The organism is Paenibacillus farraposensis (genome assembly GCF_020736845.1).
GTDB classification, from domain to species: Bacteria; Bacillota; Bacilli; order Paenibacillales; family Paenibacillaceae; genus Paenibacillus; species Paenibacillus farraposensis.
Map to the genome: position 1 here is coordinate 18,095 of NZ_JAFFQR010000007.1, position 19,029 is coordinate 37,123.

At 46.5% G+C, this 19,029-nt stretch carries 22 protein-coding genes and 1 riboswitch; of the genes, 6 read left to right on the forward strand and 16 right to left on the reverse strand.

The window, feature by feature from the left end; translation table 11 throughout:
* Positions 1 to 10: 10 nt before the first annotated feature.
* On the forward strand, positions 11 to 940 hold the full coding sequence (locus tag JO375_RS00980; protein ID WP_229522731.1) for an IS630 family transposase: 930 nt from the start codon (positions 11 to 13) through the stop codon (positions 938 to 940).
* Positions 941 to 1,000: 60 nt separating this feature from the next.
* Here JO375_RS00980 and galU read toward each other — a convergent pair whose 3' ends face one another.
* The 15 genes from galU to JO375_RS01050 all read right to left on the reverse strand — a co-directional run bounded on the left by galU (position 1,001) and on the right by JO375_RS01050 (position 14,963).
* Positions 1,001 to 1,870 (reverse strand): UTP--glucose-1-phosphate uridylyltransferase GalU, encoded by an 870-nt coding sequence (gene galU, locus JO375_RS00985; protein ID WP_322098680.1) that lies wholly within the window; start codon positions 1,868 to 1,870, stop codon positions 1,001 to 1,003.
* Between the two features lie 56 nt (positions 1,871 to 1,926).
* Positions 1,927 to 2,571, reverse strand: coding sequence for a glycosyltransferase family 2 protein (locus JO375_RS00990; protein ID WP_229522713.1), 645 nt, complete (start codon positions 2,569 to 2,571; stop codon positions 1,927 to 1,929).
* Positions 2,538 to 2,729 (reverse strand): glycosyltransferase family A protein, encoded by a 192-nt coding sequence (locus JO375_RS24915; RefSeq protein ID WP_377530250.1) that lies wholly within the window; start codon positions 2,727 to 2,729, stop codon positions 2,538 to 2,540. Before JO375_RS24915 ends, JO375_RS00990 begins: the two co-directional genes overlap by 34 nt.
* A gap of 2 nt (positions 2,730 to 2,731) precedes the next feature.
* Positions 2,732 to 2,953, reverse strand: a complete 222-nt coding sequence (locus JO375_RS00995) for a glycosyltransferase family 2 protein (RefSeq protein ID WP_229522714.1) — start codon at positions 2,951 to 2,953, stop codon at positions 2,732 to 2,734.
* 28 nt (positions 2,954 to 2,981) lie between these two features.
* Complete coding sequence (locus JO375_RS01000; protein WP_229522715.1) at positions 2,982 to 4,355, reverse strand: nucleotide sugar dehydrogenase; 1,374 nt, start codon at positions 4,353 to 4,355, stop codon at positions 2,982 to 2,984.
* Positions 4,356 to 4,411: 56 nt separating this feature from the next.
* Positions 4,412 to 5,737 (reverse strand): DUF6271 family protein, encoded by a 1,326-nt coding sequence (locus JO375_RS01005; protein WP_229522716.1) that lies wholly within the window; start codon positions 5,735 to 5,737, stop codon positions 4,412 to 4,414.
* Positions 5,734 to 6,603, reverse strand: a complete 870-nt coding sequence (locus JO375_RS01010; RefSeq protein WP_229522717.1) for a GNAT family N-acetyltransferase — start codon at positions 6,601 to 6,603, stop codon at positions 5,734 to 5,736. The genes JO375_RS01005 and JO375_RS01010 overlap by 4 nt, the downstream gene beginning before the upstream one ends.
* Positions 6,581 to 7,831: a DegT/DnrJ/EryC1/StrS family aminotransferase gene (locus tag JO375_RS01015; protein ID WP_229522718.1), complete on the reverse strand. Its 1,251-nt coding sequence runs from the start codon at positions 7,829 to 7,831 to the stop codon at positions 6,581 to 6,583. The genes JO375_RS01010 and JO375_RS01015 overlap by 23 nt, the downstream gene beginning before the upstream one ends.
* Before the next feature lie 17 nt (positions 7,832 to 7,848).
* Entirely contained in the window at positions 7,849 to 9,027 is a 1,179-nt protein-coding gene (locus JO375_RS01020; RefSeq protein ID WP_229522719.1) for a M20 family metallopeptidase, read from the reverse strand.
* Positions 9,024 to 9,950 carry a sugar phosphate isomerase/epimerase gene (locus JO375_RS01025; RefSeq protein WP_229522720.1) on the reverse strand — a complete coding sequence of 309 codons (927 nt, stop codon included), beginning with the start codon at positions 9,948 to 9,950 and terminating at the stop codon, positions 9,024 to 9,026. Before JO375_RS01025 ends, JO375_RS01020 begins: the two co-directional genes overlap by 4 nt.
* A complete protein-coding gene (locus tag JO375_RS01030; RefSeq protein WP_229522721.1) occupies positions 9,947 to 10,918 on the reverse strand; it encodes an NAD-dependent epimerase/dehydratase family protein in 972 nt (323 codons plus the stop codon). Before JO375_RS01030 ends, JO375_RS01025 begins: the two co-directional genes overlap by 4 nt.
* A complete protein-coding gene (locus JO375_RS01035; protein ID WP_229522722.1) occupies positions 10,915 to 12,279 on the reverse strand; it encodes an MATE family efflux transporter in 1,365 nt (454 codons plus the stop codon). Before JO375_RS01035 ends, JO375_RS01030 begins: the two co-directional genes overlap by 4 nt.
* A 41-nt stretch (positions 12,280 to 12,320) precedes the next feature.
* Positions 12,321 to 13,529 carry a UDP-4-amino-4,6-dideoxy-N-acetyl-beta-L-altrosamine transaminase gene (pseC, locus tag JO375_RS01040; RefSeq protein ID WP_229522723.1) on the reverse strand — a complete coding sequence of 403 codons (1,209 nt, stop codon included), beginning with the start codon at positions 13,527 to 13,529 and terminating at the stop codon, positions 12,321 to 12,323.
* 610 nt (positions 13,530 to 14,139) lie between these two features.
* Positions 14,140 to 14,475 (reverse strand): hypothetical protein, encoded by a 336-nt coding sequence (locus JO375_RS01045; protein ID WP_229522724.1) that lies wholly within the window; start codon positions 14,473 to 14,475, stop codon positions 14,140 to 14,142.
* Positions 14,476 to 14,786: 311 nt separating this feature from the next.
* Positions 14,787 to 14,963 (reverse strand): anti-repressor SinI family protein, encoded by a 177-nt coding sequence (locus tag JO375_RS01050; protein WP_229522725.1) that lies wholly within the window; start codon positions 14,961 to 14,963, stop codon positions 14,787 to 14,789.
* A gap of 35 nt (positions 14,964 to 14,998) precedes the next feature.
* Positions 14,999 to 15,080: riboswitch (cyclic di-GMP riboswitch) on the reverse strand.
* Positions 15,081 to 15,521: 441 nt separating this feature from the next.
* Between JO375_RS01050 and JO375_RS01055 the strand changes: the two genes are divergently transcribed.
* The 4 genes from JO375_RS01055 (at position 15,522) to JO375_RS01070 (ending at position 18,399) form a co-directional block, all read left to right on the forward strand.
* Positions 15,522 to 16,634: a coiled-coil domain-containing protein gene (locus tag JO375_RS01055; protein WP_229522726.1), complete on the forward strand. Its 1,113-nt coding sequence runs from the start codon at positions 15,522 to 15,524 to the stop codon at positions 16,632 to 16,634.
* 3 nt (positions 16,635 to 16,637) lie between these two features.
* Positions 16,638 to 17,222 carry a signal peptidase I SipW gene (gene sipW / locus JO375_RS01060; RefSeq protein WP_229522727.1) on the forward strand — a complete coding sequence of 195 codons (585 nt, stop codon included), beginning with the start codon at positions 16,638 to 16,640 and terminating at the stop codon, positions 17,220 to 17,222.
* 98 nt (positions 17,223 to 17,320) lie between these two features.
* Positions 17,321 to 17,914, forward strand: a complete 594-nt coding sequence (locus tag JO375_RS01065) for a TasA family protein (RefSeq protein WP_229522728.1) — start codon at positions 17,321 to 17,323, stop codon at positions 17,912 to 17,914.
* A gap of 149 nt (positions 17,915 to 18,063) precedes the next feature.
* Positions 18,064 to 18,399, forward strand: coding sequence for a helix-turn-helix domain-containing protein (locus JO375_RS01070; RefSeq protein ID WP_229522729.1), 336 nt, complete (start codon positions 18,064 to 18,066; stop codon positions 18,397 to 18,399).
* 68 nt (positions 18,400 to 18,467) lie between these two features.
* Here the strand turns inward: JO375_RS01070 and JO375_RS24920 are convergent, their stop codons facing one another.
* Entirely contained in the window at positions 18,468 to 18,536 is a 69-nt protein-coding gene (locus JO375_RS24920) for a YuiB family protein (RefSeq protein ID WP_377532090.1), read from the reverse strand.
* Positions 18,537 to 18,717: 181 nt separating this feature from the next.
* Here JO375_RS24920 and JO375_RS01075 point away from each other — a divergent pair, with 181 nt between their 5' ends.
* Entirely contained in the window at positions 18,718 to 18,870 is a 153-nt protein-coding gene (locus tag JO375_RS01075) for a hypothetical protein (protein WP_229522730.1), read from the forward strand.
* Positions 18,871 to 19,029: the final 159 nt, after the last annotated feature.

Consider the following 19,029-nt stretch of genomic DNA (forward strand, 5'->3'; position numbering starts at 1 on the left):
CAACCGTTGCATCGATAAAGCGCTGTCGCTAGGGCCGGAGGCTGCTCTGAGTGAAGAGCAACGTTCGGGGAGACCCGCCGTTGTGACGCCCGAAGCCAAAGCTTGGGTGATTTCACTTGCTTGTCAGAAACCCAAAGAGCTAGGCTACTCTTATGAAGTCTGGACGCAACGTCTATTGGCCCAGCATGTACGCAATCATGCGGTATCCGAAGGTTACGAGTGCCTTTCCAGCATGTCGCCCAGCAGTGTATTTCGCCTCTTGAACGTGCATGATCTTCAGCCGCACAAGGTTCGTTATTACTTAGAGCGCAGGGATCCCGACTTTGACGTCAAATGTGCCGAAGTGCTGTGTGTATACCAACAAGTGGAATACATTTTGGAGAATGAAGAGTTGAAACCGCTCTGCGACGTGTACTTGTCCTACGACGAGAAGCCCGGTATTCAGGCGATTGGCAATACCGCTGAAGATTTGCCGCCTGTCCCTGGAGAGCACGCCACAATCCGTCGCGATTCCGAATACAAACGACACGGTACGCTGAGTCTGCTTGCTGGTATTGATTTGGTTACAGGCGAAGTCATTGGCTCAGTCGAAGAACGACATCGCAGTCGCGAATTTATTAATTTTCTCCAAAAGCTGGATGCGCACTACAGCCCGGAGTTGCGTATTCAAATCATTTTAGACAATCATTCTGCACATATTTCAAAAGAAACCAATGCGTATCTGGCGACTCGTCCGGAACGTTTCGAGCTTGTCTTTACCCCTAAACATGGTTCCTGGTTGAATGTCATTGAAAGCTTTTTTGCCAAAATGACCCGACAAGTGCTTCGTCATCTTCGCGTTAAGTCTAAGGATGAATTGAAGCAACGTATTGAACTGTACCTTCAGGAAAATAACCAAAACCCGTTACCTTTTCGCTGGACATATGGCCTGGAAAAATAACTCGTCATAAACGTTATTTCCAGAGCGATCTACTAGTTGTTTAGCCATTCTTTTTTCAACTCAAGATATATGTGTGAATTCCCTGCTGAGTTCCATCAAATATTGTTTAAATCTCGCATGTAAATCTTTGTTTTTTAGCGCAAAATCCACTGTCGCCTGCAGGAAACCAAATTTGTCGCCGACATCGTATCTTTTGCCTTCGAATTGTACAGCGATCAGGCCCTGATCATAAGCTATGCCGCATAAAGCGTCCGTCAGTTGAATTTCGCCGTCGGCCCCTGGCAAAGTGTCCATCAAATAAGTAAATATTTTTGGATCTAATATATACCGTCCCATAATGGCCAAATTAGACGGCGCGTTTTGTTTTGGCTTTTCCACCAAATTTAGCACTCCGATTTGATTTCCGGTTTGCGCTCCTGGCGCTACAATGCCGTATTTGTGAGTATCGCTCCAGTCCACTTTCTGTACGCCAACGACAGACTTTCTCTCATGTTCATACACTTGAATCAGCTGCTTCAAACAGGGAACTTCGCTTTCAATAATATCGTCCCCGAGTAAAACCGCGAATGGCTCGTTGCCGACAAACTTCCTAGCGCAGCTAATCGCATGTCCTAATCCAAGCGGTTCCTTTTGGCGGATATAATGAATATCCGCCATTTTCGAAATGCTTTTTACGATTTTCAGCAATTCCTCTTTTTTTTGCAGAGCCATTTCCAGTTCTACAGAGCGGTCAAAATGATCCTCAATCGCCCTTTTGTTTCTGCCTGTAACAATCATTATGTCTTCAATGCCTGAAGCGATGGCTTCTTCCACTATATATTGAATAGTCGGTTTGTCGACAATGGGAAGCATCTCTTTCGGCTGCGCCTTGGTGGCCGGTAGAAACCGTGTTCCAAGCCCAGCTGCCGGTATGATGGCTTTCTTGATCATGTCCAAAATCATCCTTTTCTAATGTACTTACTTTCCATTAACCGTGCTTATCGGATTCATTGCGGGAAAGATCCAACGTTCGAGAAAAACAATTTCTCGTAAAGAAACGTCAGTTCTTCTGCTAGCGACGCATCGCTTTTTGCCAGTTTGAACATGTTGTTGGCCGTCTTCATTTCTATTTCCTGATGCGTCCAGCGGTAAAACAGATAGGCCTCCAAGCTCTTGTGTTTATGGCAAAAGTATAAAGAATTTCTTCGGAAATCTTTCTCCGCTGCGAACGTGCTTCCTCTCGGGTGCAATTGATGCAGGTTGACAATATGCGGAGTAAAACAGAAGTCGCCGCCGGCTTTGTAGAGGCGATAAGACAGATCGGTGTCTTCCATTCCCCACCCTTTGTACTGCTCATCAAACAAGCCGACCTCGTAAAGAAAAGAACGTCGCAGCGACATGTTCGCTGTTGTGACTACAATCCATTTCAGTTGAAAATCTTTCAGATCGTCGCCATATTCCGCAAAAAAGTCCGGGAAACTATCGTATCCATCCATTGTCGTATATCGCTCAAGGATAGCCTGATCGTATGGATTCAAATCCGCTTCGGTTAGAAAAGGAATAGAACCCCCTGGCTCCGCCCCGTCCGCTATAGCAGCAAATTCCGGATTTTTACGAACTAGCGCCACAATTTCTTGCGAGCTAAACGGCAAATGCTGCTTGAAAATCGATAGGATATTTTTTTCCAGCCGATCACGATCGTCTTTTCAGTTTCCGATAATAGCCTCTTAATGTGACTGGCGATGAAATCTGGCGGTACGATGCGATCATCGTCGTTAAAAACGATAATATCTCCTTTAGATAGTTGCAATCCTACATTTCTTGCCCGGGATCTGCCTTGGTTTTGCTGGAGTAAATATTGAATATCAATTTATTTTTATATTTTTGGACAACCTTTGCCGTGTGATCTGTACTTCCATCATCAATAATAATAATTTCAAAATTATTATGTTGTTGGCCGGAGAAAGAAGCCAGCGTTAACTCTAAATATTCTGCTTTATTATAGGTTGGCATGATGACACTTGCTTGAATCACGAAAGTTCACCCTTATCACTCGGTTATATTATCCTTGGACTGCACTCACTTTCTCTATCCATTTTCCTTGAGCGTCATAGTTTGTTTCGTTTTCCAAGCCGGATCCTAGCTTGTAAATATGTGCATCATCAAATGAGCGGAACGCATCTCGAGTATCAAAAATCGGTACATTCAAGTCTTTCAATTCCCGATAATGGAATGACTTGTGCGCAGTAACCAAAATGCAGCATTCGTATTGTTTAAACGCTTTTAGGTCATACGCTACTGAAAACATCGTATGTCCATCCTGAAGTGTGATGCGATCCACGTAAGGATCGTAAAAATCGATAAGAGCTCCTTCAGCGAGTAGCAACCTGATCAACTCCAATGCCGGCGATTCCCTGTAGTCGTTAACTTCCGGCTTGTAAGCAACCCCTAAAATCAAAATTTTACACTTATTGATAGGAAGGGACCGTTTGTTAAGCAATTTGTGAAGCTTTTTCACAACATAGTCAGGCATGCTATTGTTAATAACATTGGCCAGGTCAATGAATCTGCTGAAAAATTTATAGTACTTGGCTTTCCATGACAAATACATAGGGTCGAGCGGGATGCAATGTCCTCCTATTCCGGGGCCAGGGAAAAAAGGCATGAAACCGAATGGTTTGGTGGATGCGGCATTAATAACCTCCCACACGTCAACCCCCATTTTTTCACTCATCATAGCTATTTCGTTAATAAAGGCAATGTTGACACTTCGAAATGTATTCTCTAGCAATTTTGAAAATTCGGCCACTTTAGGCGAAGAAACAGTGATCACTTCTTTGCTTATTTTCTTATACATTTCCGAAGCAATTTTGGAGCACTGCGGAGTGGTGCCGCCAACAATTTTAGGTGTATTGTCGAGCGTATAATGCTTATTGTTAGGATCAATCCGTTCGGGAGAGAAGCATAAGTAGAAGTCTCTCCCTGCTTGCAATCCCGTTGCTTCGAGACGCGCCTGTATGATTTCCTCTGTGCAGCCGGGATATGTGGTGCTTTCCAAAATAATCAAGCTTTCTTTTTTCATATATGATTGCAATTGCTCAACAACGGAATAGATCGCTGATAAATCAGGCTCGGCATATTCATTTAAAGGGGTCGGAACACAAGCTATGATGACATCGGAGTGTTGGATGAAAGAGAAATCATTGCTTGCATGAAACCTTCCGGTCTGGTTCACCTTCCAGAGAACTTCATTCGGAATATCTCTGATGTAAGACTCCCCTCTGCCAAGCATATCCACCTTGGATGCCGACAAATCGATTCCAGTTACCCGGTAACCGACATCTGCCAGGTTCAATGCTAAAGGCAGCCCGACATATCCTAAACCAATCACCGAGATATTCGCTTTAAAGTTAAATATTTTCTCCTCAAGACTCATGTTAACCACCCTTTTCATCAAATTATGGTAATTCCCAAGGTTTTGCAATCAATAAATTACTTGTTGACAACTGAACTTTGGCCGATGATTTTGCGCAAATCAATCTCTTTGGCTCGCTGGATCAAATCCCCCCACCTTTCGATCAGTTTGACATGAAATTCATATTCTTCATTGGCCTCTTTGACAAGCTGGTCGGAGTGATCCACAATATACGAACCAACCTGGGCGTACTGTTCATTGAAAGGAATCAGCACCTCATTGGCAATACGGTTGATACGTTCAATACGCTCCCCGATGTCAGCCTTTGAAAAGCCGGAAACATATGACTTTATCCCTTGGATGATGTCATTGGAAATGAGTTCCTGACGATCGGGGACGAATGTCGTATTCAGATCGTTGTTATAGATGCTCATGTAAGAGTTGAAGTAATCCGCAAACTTGGAGACACCTTCCCAATATTTCATTTTATTTTGCAGCTGGAATTCATCTTTTTTATATTCATGGAACACTTCTCTTGTATGATGGACTGATGGAACGCCGAGTGCCGTTGCAGTGTCAAAAGCGAAATAGTCCGCCGCTGCTGTATTGCGGCCAGGCAAATTGGGAAGCTTTTCATGCAGCTTATAGACGGCGACATTACCGCAATCCGGATTTAAGCCGTCATTCACCGACGTGACAAGGGTCAGCTTTTCGGTCTGGGCGAAGTGCTGGTCAAGCTGGAAGGCCGTATCGCAAATTTCTTTGACGCTCTCTTTCGGGAATCCGAGCAGTTCATATAATTTATAGATTGGATCGAATGAAACGCGCGCAAAATCCCGCACATCCAAATTCCATTCCCCGTAATAATTACTGCCTACTACCCAAATCTCCCGGTTCACAACAGAAGTATCGTCGGTATGAATCGTAATATTGCTGCATTCCGAAACTTTTTTACCTAAATACTCCAATTCAATTTCGATTGGATACAGCTCCTTGGCATCTAATTCGTCAAAAATAAGCCTAGTATCCGAATCTCTACGATGCAGCGCGTCTCCGCCCAGCGAGCAGGTCATCAAAAACAGTTTGTTCATGCAATTTCCATAGTCCGTATGCTGCGCCAAAAACACCCTTTTGAACTGAGGATCCTCAGCTTCCAGCAAAAGATTGAAATAGACTTCTTGCTTGTCCGTGGTCAAATGCAAGATTTCCGTCCCCGGGTACTCCTTTTGAAGTTGGTCGATGACATGCTTGTTATGCGCGACAAAATCCTTGTCGTTCGTTTCCGGAACCACAACCGGAATTTGAATCCCGTACTCTTTTTGGGCAAATGCGATCTCCTTGATGTAGCTGGTCAGACATCTTTCAATGTTGCGGTTGGAAGGGATGAAGTAAATAGATTTCATTTGAGCAGCTCCTTTGTTAATCGGATATATTTTTGAATTTGACACCCCCAGCCAAGCTTGGAATTGGCAATACTGGGATTATGAGAATAACCGAAATTTAAGTAAGACTTCGTCTCATAGGTGTCATCAATGGCCTGTTTCAGAATCAGATAGTTGGCCCGCAAATTTCTAAATTCACTATCGGAAGCATTGATCCAATAAAATACATTTTCCTCATTTTGTAGGAAGAAGCTACCGGCAATAACGCGATGCTTATCGTTGAGAGCCACATACAAACGGGCGTCAGGCGAATGCCGGGTCAATTCGCTTATAAGCGCATAAGGCGTTACATAACTCGCTTGCACGCGTTCCATGGTCGACTTGTAAATGTCGTAGAACTGCAGCAGCTCTTGTTCGGAATCACACGTTTTCACATAAACGCCCGACTTCTCGGCGAACCGGATATCCGTCCGTACTCTCCCTTTAAAGAGCATTTCCTTCTGCTCCCGATAGGCTGTTAAATCTAAAATATAAGTTTCCAGAACTTCTTGCCTGAAACCCATATCGGCAAACTCCCAAGCGAGTACATTTTCCCCGATCGGGGGAAGGGTAATTTGGGCGATGCTTCCGTGCCGCTTTGAAATGAGATCAACAATTTGGCGAAAAGTACGGAATTCATGCGGAAAAGGAACAATTCCTCCATATCCTACTGCGCCGATTTGATATGAGCCGGTTCTGGTGTTTTTATACAAGGAGATCGCATAAGTTTGACCGTCCCAATGAATATCAAGCGGCACATACTCAAAATCCAAGTATTTGCCGACCAGTTTCGCAAAGCCGGACTCAATGAATGGCGTCCGTGGACTAAGTATCTGTTGTGTGCTCATAAAATTGGCGAATGATCCTTTCCAGTTTATTAATATGGCGAGGGGACGAGTCTGCATGGATCGGCAGCAATAAAATTTCGCCGAAAATACGCTCGGAATTACCACACTCTTGCAGTTGAAACAACTGCCTGTACCGCTCCATTTTGTGAAGAGGATAGTAATAAAATGTAGTTTGTGCCCCCCTTTGACCCAAATAAATGCCAATGGCCTTTCTTTTATGATTGGGCACGCGTATGGGAAGCAAGCATTGACGATCTCGTTTGAGAACAAATTGCAACGATGGTTTCCCGAATGTACGTTCCAAAGTATTGAGCAGGCGCGCCACATGCATGTCCTGACGCTGCTTGTAGGCTTGAAAGGTCCGCAAACGCATAAGCGCCATTCGGGCTTGAAGCAAGGTAATCCATTGCGGCTCGCGCACATGGAATTGCTGAGCGCTGTGCAGGGCTTCCAAATTGGTATATCGATATTGAAACCCGATCGCTTTCCGCCCCCAGGCATACCTGCTTAGTTGGCGGCGTACGGCGGATGCGAGATGTGGAAGCCAGTCCCCTTGCCGGATATCCCCTTCCTCTGGCTCGAATTCCTTGAACATGACGTTCGAGTCCGGACGATGAACAATGAGCGCTCCGCCGCCAATGGATGAGAGAGGCTTGGATTTGCCGAATGAAATGACGGAAAAATAGCTGTTCAAAGCTGTCCCCCTATATTGAGGCGGCATGGGAAACGACTGCGCCTCGTCAAAAATGACAGGCATTATTAATTGATCAATCAGGTTCATGAGCTCCGCTTCCACGGGGCGCGAACCAAATAATGCGGGAAGGATCAGAACGGCCTCTTCCTCGTTGAATAAAGAACGCACGAAATCGTGACTCGGCCTGAAATCGTCTGTAATGTCATAAACGCAAAGCGCAAGTCCCGCTGATATGACCGAATCAGCCAATTCTGTACACGAAAACGAAGGCACATACACTTTTTTGATTTTGCTAAAAGCTTTTAGAGTGGCCAATAACGCGATAATGGCCGAAGAAGCGCTGTCGAATAAATAAATTTGCGATGAATCCCCGATGTCAAAAACAGCCGCTATTTCATCGCGTAATTGAGAGATGACTTGCTTGCTGTCCCCCTTGAGATTGGACAGAGCGCAATAAGAAACAGGAACATACCGGTATTCCGATGGATACAACAAGCATTTGCTTGTTTGCGGAGGCGTAAAATCGGTATTCATCGCAGCCCCTCCTCTGCTTATCCGAAAAAGTCGATTAAAAGCTCTTTCAGGCTTTGAATGTAGCTTTTGACATCGTCCAGGTCGATATATTCATCCTCGGTGTGGGCTTGAGCCAGCCGTCCCGGACCAAAAATTACTGTTTGATATCCGAAATATTGAAAAACAGATGCATCGCATGAGCTTGGAAATACTTCTTGTTCAAGTGCCTTTCCAAACTTCATGCCATGGCTTTCCATAGGCTCGATAACCAAATTTGGATATTGGACGGTATAAGTCAAAACCGCTTGTTCAAAAGCTTCTTTGATCGCTCTGATCGTGTACCTGCTGTCACTGGCGATGACTCCTTCTATGTGCAGATCCTGAACAGGAATGCTGGGGTCGGTTCCGCCGGTAATGATGCCGATATTCAAGTTCAACCCCTCATGCTCTCCTTTGAAGGTATTAATAGCATGGAGAAGCGAGGCGATCTCGGCAATTTGGTTGTGCTGCTGGGCATTCATGTGTATGCTTCTGGATTGAATGTGAAGTTTGAAGGGAAGAAAACCAAGAGAAGAAGTGCAGATTGTCATGTTTGTAGGTTCAGCAATGACTACTTCTATCGGTTCTTGCCTAGCAGGCGCATAACCGTTGTCCTTGAGCCATTCGCAAGCTCGTATCGAGCCGTTGCCTCCGATTTCCTCGTCTACGACAGAAGTAAAGATAAGCTTTCCTTTCGTGAATCGTTCTTTGCATAAGCTGAGCGCATAAACCAAACTGCTAAGCCCGATCAGCATATCTGTGGCGCCCCGGCCTTGCAGCTTTCCTCCAACTATGTCCCCTTTGGTGTTCCAGGGCAAGTCATCTGCGTCTGCGCTGCTATTCAAAATGTCTACATCAATATGCCCGTTTAAAATCAACGTTGGCCCCGGACGGCCCGAGTCGGCAACAGCATACAAATTGTGCTTGATCATTTCGAGACCATCTTTATAAAAGCTGTTGTATTCCCAAGGATGCCGCATCAGATCCCTGCTTCTCAGCTCCGATACCGTGAACACATCCATATAGGTTGTCCAGCCTTCTTGCTCCAGCGCCTGCTGAATCAAAAGCTGGGCTTCCTTTTGGGCCGATGGTCTTGAGTAGGTCGGATGCAAACGAATTAACCGCGAGCCAAGCTCAAGGACACGCTCATACACGTAATCAATGGAAGAGACGCTCATGAAAGGGAATGCTCCTTTACGACCTTTTTTGCCCATTCGAGCATTTGAAGGACATGAGTGCGCCGGGTGTAGTCTTTCTCCGAAATTTCAAAAATGATGGCTTTATTTTCCCGCACCGCGTCCTCATGGATCAAGGTTAACGCTTCCGCATACAAGCTTTCGTCCACACAGCTTTCCCAGGGAAGAACGCCTTCCCGGCAGGAGGATTGCGTAATAGGATTCGCGATTTGATTAAACGCAGAAAAGTGCCAATGCTTGATTTTGCTTATCATGGTTTTGAAATCCATATAGTCACAAGGCGAATAGCTGGGAAGCATGTCTTGAAATTCAGGATGGGTGCGGGCGAAATTCATCGTATACACCGTGTTAAAATAATGGCAAATATCCCATGTGAAAAACATTTTGCCGATCTGTATATCTTGAAAATCTTTTGTAAATATAAAGACGGGATCGGCGTCATCGTACAAATTTCCGATAGGCGGCAAATTTTCCAGGCATACCGAAACGCTGCTCCCGGCCTGATGGATGACATCCTGCAAGCAATCCAGAAATCCTGCCCTCAATTCGTCCATGTTCTGATGCTTCCATTCTTCCAATAAATAAAGCTGATTGGCATGGACGACCACATGAGGGATGCCGAGCTGCTCCGACCTCTGCAAAGTTTCAATAAGACGCGATTTCACGAAGGGATCGGTAACGATGTTGCTATGGTTCACGGGGAAATGAAAGCTGGTGTTTCTGCCGCCGAACCAGTCGACGGCTCTTCTGGTATTCGCCCAAACGGAATCCCAAATGGGATCGAGCAAATCTTCGCGATTGAAAATCGCCGCCTCTACTTTGCCAAACAAATCCGCGTAATCCGGTTGAAGTTGCTCGCCGTATTTGGCGTAAAAGGACAAGCCGAAGACATTTCGTTCTGTCATCGCGATACCCCCGGTTTTTCCAAGGCTAACGTCTTGTTTGCCCAAGCAATATATTTTTTCAATCCCTCTTCAAGCGAAGTGACAGGCTGATATCCAAGACAGCTTTGAGCTTTGGAAATATCGACCGTCCGCTGCAGCACGTCAGGCTCGCTGGAACCGGATATAACAATTTTCGATTTGGATTGAGTTAAAGCCACTATTCGACGTGCCAAGTCCTTGATGCTGCATTGTTCATTTGGATTTCCGAGATTAAAGGACTCTCCCTGGTACTCGGAATGCAGAGCCCCGATGACACCGGAAACAAAGTCGTTGATGTGGCACCACACTCTGGTCTGTTCTCCGGTTCCGCTAATGATTAAATCTTCATTTTTCAGTGCTTTCATGACCAGATTCGATATGGCATTTGTTCCCAAACGGTATTCCCCATATATGTTAAAAGGACGAATTACAATCGTTGGAATGCCGTACTCCCGATTATAGGCGTAAGTCAAATGCTCGCTTAGCACCTTGCTGGACGCATAGCACCATCGGGCCGTTTCCGGAGTTCCGACGGTAAAGTCATCGCTTTCCTTCGCAGCAATCGTGTGCTGGCCGTATACCTCGCTCGTACTGAAGGTAAGAAATTTTTTGAGATGATGTTGCTTGTTCGCCAGCTCAAGCGCATACAGGCAACTTAAATAATTGGTATTGATCGTGAGGATAGACTCCTGAGCGACTTTGCTAATCCCCAAAATGGCTACCGCATGCACGATGTAGTCGTAATCTTCTCCCAGTTCCAACACTTTTGAACGGTCAGTAGCGTTGACTTGCAAGTAGGTGACATTGGTCAACCCCTTTTGGTAGGCAACTGTCTGTGTAAAAGGAACCGCATCCACAATCGTGACCTCGTGGTCCTGCACAAGCTGTTCCGCGATGGTCGAGCCTATAAAACCTCCCCCGCCAAAAAGTAAATATTTGTTTCTGCTCATACACTCATCTCCTTTTCCTTTGATGACCCTAATATTTCTTTATCTTCTGTGGCGACCAAACCTTTCGTTATCCAGCCTTTTCTTTTCCAGCGATAGAGGAAAATGAGTCCTCTCAGCCACTCGTCCAAAATGAAGGCCAGCCATACTCCTTTTAAACCGAAACCAAGTACGTTGCCCATGATAAACGCTGCTGGTACGCAAAGTCCCCACATGCTGATGACGCCGAGAACCGTCGGAAACCGAATGTCACCGGAAGCTTTTAACGAGCTGCTCAGAACAAAGTTGAACGCTCTGCCCGGTTCCAGCAATATCGACAGCGCCAGGAGCACTTTGCCGGTTTCAATAATATCCCGGTTTGACGTAAACAAAGCAAGCAAATGCTCGGATGTGAAAAAACACACAAGAGCGATCACCAGCGACACGAGCGTTGAAATTTTCAGGCTTAACATGGCTTGTCCATAAGCTTTTTGATGTTCTTTCGCCCCAACTAGATGACCTACGATGATTTGCGTGGCCTGTCCCATGGAATAGGAGAAAATCATGATCAGCAGCATAATGTTATAAGTGATGACTTTGGTCGTGATCGCGACAACTCCGAAAAAGGTGACAAAATACGTGATTAGAATTTGTGAAGAATCGTAGGACAACCCCTCCCCGGCCGTTGGTATGCCCACCTTAACGATCGCTTTGGAATCTTCGATAAAATGACTGCGGTCGGATTTCAGCTTCAGCTTGCGTTTGTACAAATAGATCATGCAAACCATGGCGAGCAGCCGGCTGGCGCATGTGCTGACAGCGACTCCCGTAAGTCCGGGTGGCGGAATGCCCAGGAAGCCGAACAATGCGATGCTGTTGCCCAGCACGTGAATCACGTTCATGCCTACTACGACAAACATGGGCTCCTTGGCGAATCCATAATTTCTCATTATCGTGCTGATGCAAATAAGGATGGCCTCAAAAAGAAGAGAAACACTCACAATTTGTGTGTAATGAACGCCGAACTGGTACGCCTCTGTCGAAAGATTGAACAGCTTGAACACGAAAGGCGCCGAGAAAAAAAGTACAAAAATAAGGACTGAGCCGATCAGGCTGTTCAAATAAACGGAAGAGTTGGCGATATGGGAAGCCCTGTCACGATGTCCGGCTCCCAGCATTTGAGCAATAAGAATGCCCGAGCCCATCGCCATAAATTCAAGAATAAATATAAACATGGCAAAAACTTGCGATGAAATGCCTACAGCGGCTACAGCCTGTTCCGAGTAATGGGATAGCATTAATGTATCGACATTACCTAATACGATATGAAAGAAGGCATCCAGAAAAATAGGCAAGGTTAAACGAAATAAGGTGAGCTGTTGCAAAACACGTCCTCCTCTAAACTTCGCCCAGGCATGAAAAACGGTTATTTCAAATAATAGTTATATACTTTGGTCACAGCATCCACGACGTCTTGCAGATCGTGATCTGTCATCAGCGGATATAAAGGAATGGTGACAATTTCATCGTATAAAGCTTCTGCGTTCGGACATAGGCCTCGTCTATAGCCCAACGATTGATAGTAGGGGTGCAAATAAACCGGGGTGTAGTGTAAATTAACGCCAATATTTTCTGCCTGCAAGGCTTGAAAGATGTCATCCCGACCTGCTGTAAAATAATCTCTTTTCCAACGCAGAGGGTACAGGTGCCAGCTGGAGGAAGTCCCTTCCGCCTGACGCTGGAAAGCCAATTCCGGCATCTGCCGAAATGCCTCGTTATACAAGGAGGCCAATTCACGCCGCCTGTCCACAAATTGATCAAGCTTTTGCAGTTGGCTTGTTCCTAAAGCCGCCTGAATATCAGTAATCCGGTAATTGTAGCCGAGAATTTGCATTTCATAGTACCATTTGGGCAAATATTGACGCTGCAGCTCTTGGGCGTCTCGTGTAATCCCATGGTTTCTGAACATCAGCAATTTCCGATATAGTTCTTTCTTATCGGTGACGACGGCCCCTCCCTCACCTGTTGTAATATGCTTGACAGGGTGAAAGCTGAAAATCGTCATATCTGTCGACATTCCCACTCGTCGGTCTTTATAAATCGAACCGATGGAATGAGCCGCATCCCGAATGGTGACGAGCCCGTGGGCCGAAGCCATGTCGGTAATCTCGTCATATGGTGCCGGCTGTCCGGCATAATCGACAATAATTAGGGCTTTTGTGTGTAAGCTTATTTGCTTGAGAATGGCTTGTGGTTCCATGTTGAAGGTTTCGGGGTGAATATCAGCGAAGACTGGTTTTCCTCCCATATACAACACGCAGTTGCTGCTGGCTGCAAAGGTTAGGGGAGTCGTAATCACCTCGCTACCGCTTTCGATCCCTGCGGCAAAACAAGCAGCATGCAGCGCAGCAGTGCCGCTGGAAAAGGCAACGGCGTATTTAGTTCCGGCCTCCTCAGCCAAGCCTTTTTCAAACTCGGGAATTTTAGGGCCTGAGGAAAGAAAATCGCTTTTTAAAACGTCGACGACACTCTGTACATCCGCGTCGTCGATCCACTGCCTGCCGTAAGGCAGCCACTTTTCCCTGACGGGTTTGGCTCCGCGTATGGCCAAACCTTCTTTCTGTATGTTCAACATGAATATCGCCTCTTTTTCCGATAGATTGTTAGCCTCTTATCACTCGCAAAAACGGTTTTTGAAGACGCCAGGTGCGGGAAACATCTAATTCCGAGATCGAGAAGCTGCTCCTTAAACGAAAAAAACTGAATGTTCATTCTTAACTACACTCTTTTGGGAACCGGTTCCACAGAAGATATAAATGAAAATCGGATTTTGTAACCCAGGACTATACAGATAAATACCACACCAGCCGACTTTTCGCGCATCACCTGCATTTATGCAACAAAGGACGCCATACATGTAATTTGTTATTTGTGAAATCATCCCCAAAAGAAAATTGATATGTAATATATTTCAATTACATGGTACATTGAACGAGATAACATGTCAATGATTTTATAATATGTAATATATTTCAATTACATGGTACATTGAATGAAATAACATGTCAATGCTTTTATAATATGTAATATATTTCAATTACATGGTACATTGAATGAGATAACATGTCAATGCTTTTATAGATACTTTTGTTGTACTGGAGAAATGTCACCTTATAACCGGTTTTCTCCTAATGAAAATCTTACAGTAGAACAGAGTGTGTATCCCTCTCGCTTGTTTCATGTACTTATAATGATTCCTTCAAAGTCAGGTGTGCCGCCATAGCTCGCTCTTGTGGGCTTGCGTTGAGCATTGCAGCAATCTGCTTATACTCTGTCTCGCCCTCCCATCCGTGGTGGCCGAATTTGACGTAATGCAGATTATCAATGTACTTAACAGCATCCTTTGCTATCGCCACTCCTTGTATCGTCAGAGAATCGCCAGGATCAGTTGCATAATCTCTTGGTGGGACGGAGTATGTGCCTTTAAGCACATTGCTTTTACGGTGACGATCCTCCTTCACGCCCTGAAGCACTTCGAACGCTATGTTAAGTTGCGCGTGTGTTAGCTGGTATACTTCCATTCATCTGACACCTCCGTAAGATCAACAGGTCATCTAATGGTATTTTTTACCGTAAAGTGACCTGTTTTTACTTGTATGTCGGCTGTACCCCCAATAGGCTCTCTGCAGCGCTCTTTCTTTAACTTTCCCGAGTGCCGATGCTCCGCGCTCTTGCACCCCTGAATCGCCTTTGGCATACAAAAAGCGCCGTTTTTCCCCTCACACCGCGCTGGCGCCGCGTTTTACGCCCCTTTTTGCCTCCGAAGAAAAATCGCCGAAAAAAAGAATCGTCCCACTTCCGCTCAAGACGATTCTCCAGCTCCCTTTTCCAGCTATCTATTATGTAAATGCCATTGTGCATAATTTGATGATCGTTCCCCCGACAAAAAGCGCCGAACCTCCTCGATGGATATCCCCGCCTCCTTGGCCATAGCGAGCAGAACCACCCATTCAGGATCGATTTCCCCGGGGTACCGATCACGAACAATAACCTGGGCGGACTTTTCCAACAGTAATCCCTCCTAAGATCATTATTTGGGCTTGTCCCGGCCAGCCATCCTAGTATCTCTACCTTAGAACTGGGACTTTGTGCCCCTGCTTTCCGGGCAGGTTTACCCTTTACTGGTGCTATAGTTTGCCAATGGATAACGGGCTTTCAACCAGAAAGCGCTTTCTTGATTCTTATTATAATGTCCCCGATATGAAAAGTATGTCGCTCCGCGTAGGACAAACAAGCAGATTTCGAGGGGAAAGTTAGCGTATTTTGTTTGTAGATCACATTTCTTGTCAATTACAGTAGAAAATTTGATGCAATCCACAAAACAAGATTTCGTTCTTAAAAAAGAACGTAATTAATGAAAAATAAACGTAATCGGCCAAAATATCAAGAAAACTCAAGATTTTCGTTCTTTATTGAGAATTTTTCAATGATCCTCCGGTTTTCTTTTCTTCTAGGGTTTCGTGTATATTTAAGTCGCGGAATATATTCTTAATAACGAACAAGTCAACGAACAGACAAAATCCTGCTTAGAAAGGAGGAACCTTTTCTGCGAAGATCCCGAACTGACGTGATCCGCAAATTGCGCAAAAAACGAAAGAAACAAACTATGGTTATATCGCTGCAATCCGGATTGATCCTTTCTACCTTGCTATTGTGGACCTCCCAGCAAGTCGGCACCACCTTCGGGAGATTCACCAGCGTACGCGAGGATAATTCGGAAATTAAGGCTTGCCGGGTTTTTCCCAGCCAAATCGAAAGCCAACTTTCGCTGTTGGCCGAACACCTCGAACAGGCCGCTTCATTAAAAGGAAGATTGATGGGCGCAAGCGGATTCGAGGTCAGCAGCCGGTTGGAGTCGGCCACGGCCGACCTGTCGGAGCGAATCGGTGAATTGAACACCATGATTCAGCAGCTGGAGCAGCAAAAGGCCTTGAATCAGTCCATTTGGCAGGAACTGCTTCAGGAACTTGCCGCCTCCTCCGCGCTGATTCATGAACTGCTAACCTCGCTGGACGAGCTGGAGCCGAATTGCGCCCAACTGTCGCAAACGACGCTGCTAGACCGCATCACCGACCATTTGAAGCGGCACAGATTGCTTTCCGATCCGTTAAGCGGGACGCTGCAAGAGATCCTGAACTACTTGCGTTCCGTCCATCAATTAGGATTGATGACGTTCGACAGCTTTGAGGCCGATAGCAATGCAGCCTTTACCTTCGCCCAACCTTTCGATGGCCAGATCGCTGTCGATGGAGACCCCGTCGGAGGCGAGCTGCTCGCTTACTTTGAAAGCGTGCAGGCCTCCCTGCAGTCGTCCATAGCAGGTCTGACCGCCGACATCTCCAGTCTGGAGGCGCAGAGAGGGCAGCGGCTGACGGAAATCGGACGGCTGAAGAAGCTGAAGGAAGAGCAAGCCAAACAAGAAGAGCAAGCCGGAGAGGATGAAACGGCAGTCCCGGACGAGGACGAGAACCCGAGCAACGGCGAAACGCCTGCCGATGGGAAGACCCCGACGGTTGGCGGGACGGGCCGCGGGGATGTACGGACTCCTGCGGATGGCGCGCCGACCGGCGGCGGCGATTCAGCGGACAAAGACGAAGATGAGGATAAGCAAGGCCAGGCGGATTCCGCCGATGCCGATGCTGCCCCCTCTTCCGCAAATGAATCGGAAGGCGGTGAATGAGTTATGCGGATTCGAAAATGGTTGAGAAATGCACTGACGTTTCTGATGGTGGCTGCCTTTATTACCGTGGCCGGCTCCGTCGTCATGTCGAAAATGTCCGGCAGCGAACCGAATTTCTACGGTTATCAGTTGAAAACGGTGTTGTCCGGCTCGATGGAGCCCTCCATACTTACCGGTTCCATCGTGGCCATTAAGCCCGGAGGCGACATGACCCGATTTACCGCCGGCGATGTCATCACCTTCCGGGCGGGCGAAAAGAAGCTGATTACCCACCGCATCATCGAAGTAACCCGCAATAAGCTAACCGGTCAGCTCCTTTACCGGACCAAGGGAGACAACAACGATGCCGCCGACCTGGAGCCGGTTGATCCGGCCAATATCACCGGTGTTTATACCGGCTTTACCGTCCCTTACGCAGGATACGCTCTCAACTTTGCCGGAACGAAATTGGGGAATGTCACACTGTTGATCATCCCGGGGGTCCTTTTGTTCCTGTATGCCTTAGCGTCCTTATGGAAAACCATTTCGGCGCTGGAAGACAAGAAGTCGGACCCGAACGCATCCCAACCGGATACCAAGGCCCCATAACGCACCAAATCGCTTGCTTCTAACTTTCGGTTGTTCTCCTTATGACTTCATAAGGGTGCAATATAAAAAAATCATTTAAAATTAGGGAGGTATTTTGTATGGGTATCAAAAAGACTTTGGGTTTAGGAGTAGCCGCCGCAGCGCTTGGATTAAGTTTGATCGGCGGAGGCACGTTTGCTTACTTTAGCGATTCCGTGGAAACGACCGGCACGTTCGCCGCAGGCACCTTGGATCTCAACGCCGATCCGACGGCGATCATTGACGTGGGCACCCTCAAACCGGGGGATTTCGCAATCCGCACGTTCAAACTGAAAAACGAAGGTACGCTCGACATCGCCAAGGTATTGTTGAAAACGACCTATACGGTTACAAATAAGCCGGGCGCCCCTGAAAACGTGGATGATTTCGGCAAACACGTCATCGTTAGTTTTTTGAAGAACATCGACAAAAATGAAACCGTCATTTACCAAACCTCGCTGTATGAACTGCAAAATCTAGCCCCTGACGCTGTGCAGAACAAATGGGTGGCCTGGTTCGAAGAGCACGGGGGCCTGAAAGCCGGCGATACCGACGACCTGGTGGTCAAGTTCGAATTCAAGGATAACGGTCAGGATCAAAACGAGTTCCAAGGTGACGCTTTGAACCTGAAATGGACATTCGAAGCGAAGCAAGGCGCAGGAGAAGCCAAATAATTCAGCCGTCAAATCCAAGCAGAACACCTTACCCCGCTCCTGGGTTAAGGTGTTCTTTACTTAACGAAATTCCGACTATACGCCTTTGTCCTATCACGTATAATTTGATATAATGGCATAAAATTATTCTGATAGAAGGGCGACGCTACATGGCAGAACGTATTGGCGACCGCATACAAAAAATCCGCCAGGATCGGGGGTATTCCTTGTCCGAGCTTGCGGATAAAGCGGATGTGGCAAAATCCTACCTGAGCAATGTCGAACGAAATATTCAATCGAATCCTTCCATTTCCTTCATCGAGAAAATTGCCGATGCTTTAAACGTTTCGATCCACCTGCTCTTGTACGGCGACCGCCCTGCAGAGGACTTGCTGGACCCGGAATGGTGGGAGCTGGTGCAGGAAGCGATGGTCTCGGGCGTCAGCAAAAAAGAGTTCAAGGACTTCCTCGAATACCAGAAGTGGAAAATGGGTCAAAAGGAATAACGGCCAGCGCAAAAAAGGTGCGAGCCGCTAGGGATATCTCCCCTGGCGGCTCGCGCCTTTGAGTTGCCTTAAAACATTTTGTATCCGGCCTGCCGCAGCTTGCGGATCGTCCATCCGCTCAGAATGGCTCCGCTCAGCCTACTCCATTAATGAGCTCATAGAGACCAATAGCTCATGAACTAAACAAAAGGAGCAGCTCAGCAATACGATCTGCAAGCGATTTGGCCTGCTTCACAAACTGCTGTTCACGGGATTCGTATTCTATTGTCACTTTCACGATAGGTTCCAGAATCGAAATCGCGCTTACGACATTTCCTGTTGACCTGGCTTAAAAAGCAGGGCATCGATGACGCACTTATACAGCCTTATTCCGGCCACGAAAGCCGTAAGTCGTTGGAGGTCTATTCAAAGCTGGCGATTACCGATGCCCAGCAGGAGTATAACGAGGTCATTAATAAATTCCCCATTTAATAACATCTACTTTGCGGGTGGTGTCAGCTTCGCTGGTACTACCCCAATACACATTAAGTAGAAAAGGGTGTCTGATAATCAGACACCCTTTTTTAACATTTACGAAAGGTTATCGGGATGACACGATTTGAACATGCGACCCCCTGGTCCCAAACCAGG

Excerpts from the sequence above, each read along its gene's own strand:
- galU (WP_322098680.1), bottom strand. The coding sequence starts at position 1,870 with ATGATCAAGAAAGCCATCATACCGGCAGCTGGGCTTGGAACACGGTTT.
- JO375_RS01000 (WP_229522715.1), bottom strand. The coding sequence starts at position 4,355 with ATGAGTCTTGAGGAGAAAATATTTAACTTTAAAGCGAATATCTCGGTG.
- JO375_RS01005 (WP_229522716.1), bottom strand. The coding sequence starts at position 5,737 with ATGAAATCTATTTACTTCATCCCTTCCAACCGCAACATTGAAAGATGT.
- JO375_RS01010 (WP_229522717.1), bottom strand. The coding sequence starts at position 6,603 with ATGAGCACACAACAGATACTTAGTCCACGGACGCCATTCATTGAGTCC.
- JO375_RS01015 (WP_229522718.1), bottom strand. The coding sequence starts at position 7,831 with ATGAATACCGATTTTACGCCTCCGCAAACAAGCAAATGCTTGTTGTAT.
- JO375_RS01020 (WP_229522719.1), bottom strand. The coding sequence starts at position 9,027 with ATGAGCGTCTCTTCCATTGATTACGTGTATGAGCGTGTCCTTGAGCTT.
- JO375_RS01025 (WP_229522720.1), bottom strand. The coding sequence starts at position 9,950 with ATGACAGAACGAAATGTCTTCGGCTTGTCCTTTTACGCCAAATACGGC.
- JO375_RS01030 (WP_229522721.1), bottom strand. The coding sequence starts at position 10,918 with ATGAGCAGAAACAAATATTTACTTTTTGGCGGGGGAGGTTTTATAGGC.
- pseC (WP_229522723.1), bottom strand. The coding sequence starts at position 13,529 with ATGTTGAACATACAGAAAGAAGGTTTGGCCATACGCGGAGCCAAACCC.
- JO375_RS01045 (WP_229522724.1), bottom strand. The coding sequence starts at position 14,475 with ATGGAAGTATACCAGCTAACACACGCGCAACTTAACATAGCGTTCGAA.
- sipW (WP_229522727.1), top strand. The coding sequence starts at position 16,638 with ATGCGGATTCGAAAATGGTTGAGAAATGCACTGACGTTTCTGATGGTG.
- JO375_RS01065 (WP_229522728.1), top strand. The coding sequence starts at position 17,321 with ATGGGTATCAAAAAGACTTTGGGTTTAGGAGTAGCCGCCGCAGCGCTT.
- JO375_RS01070 (WP_229522729.1), top strand. The coding sequence starts at position 18,064 with ATGGCAGAACGTATTGGCGACCGCATACAAAAAATCCGCCAGGATCGG.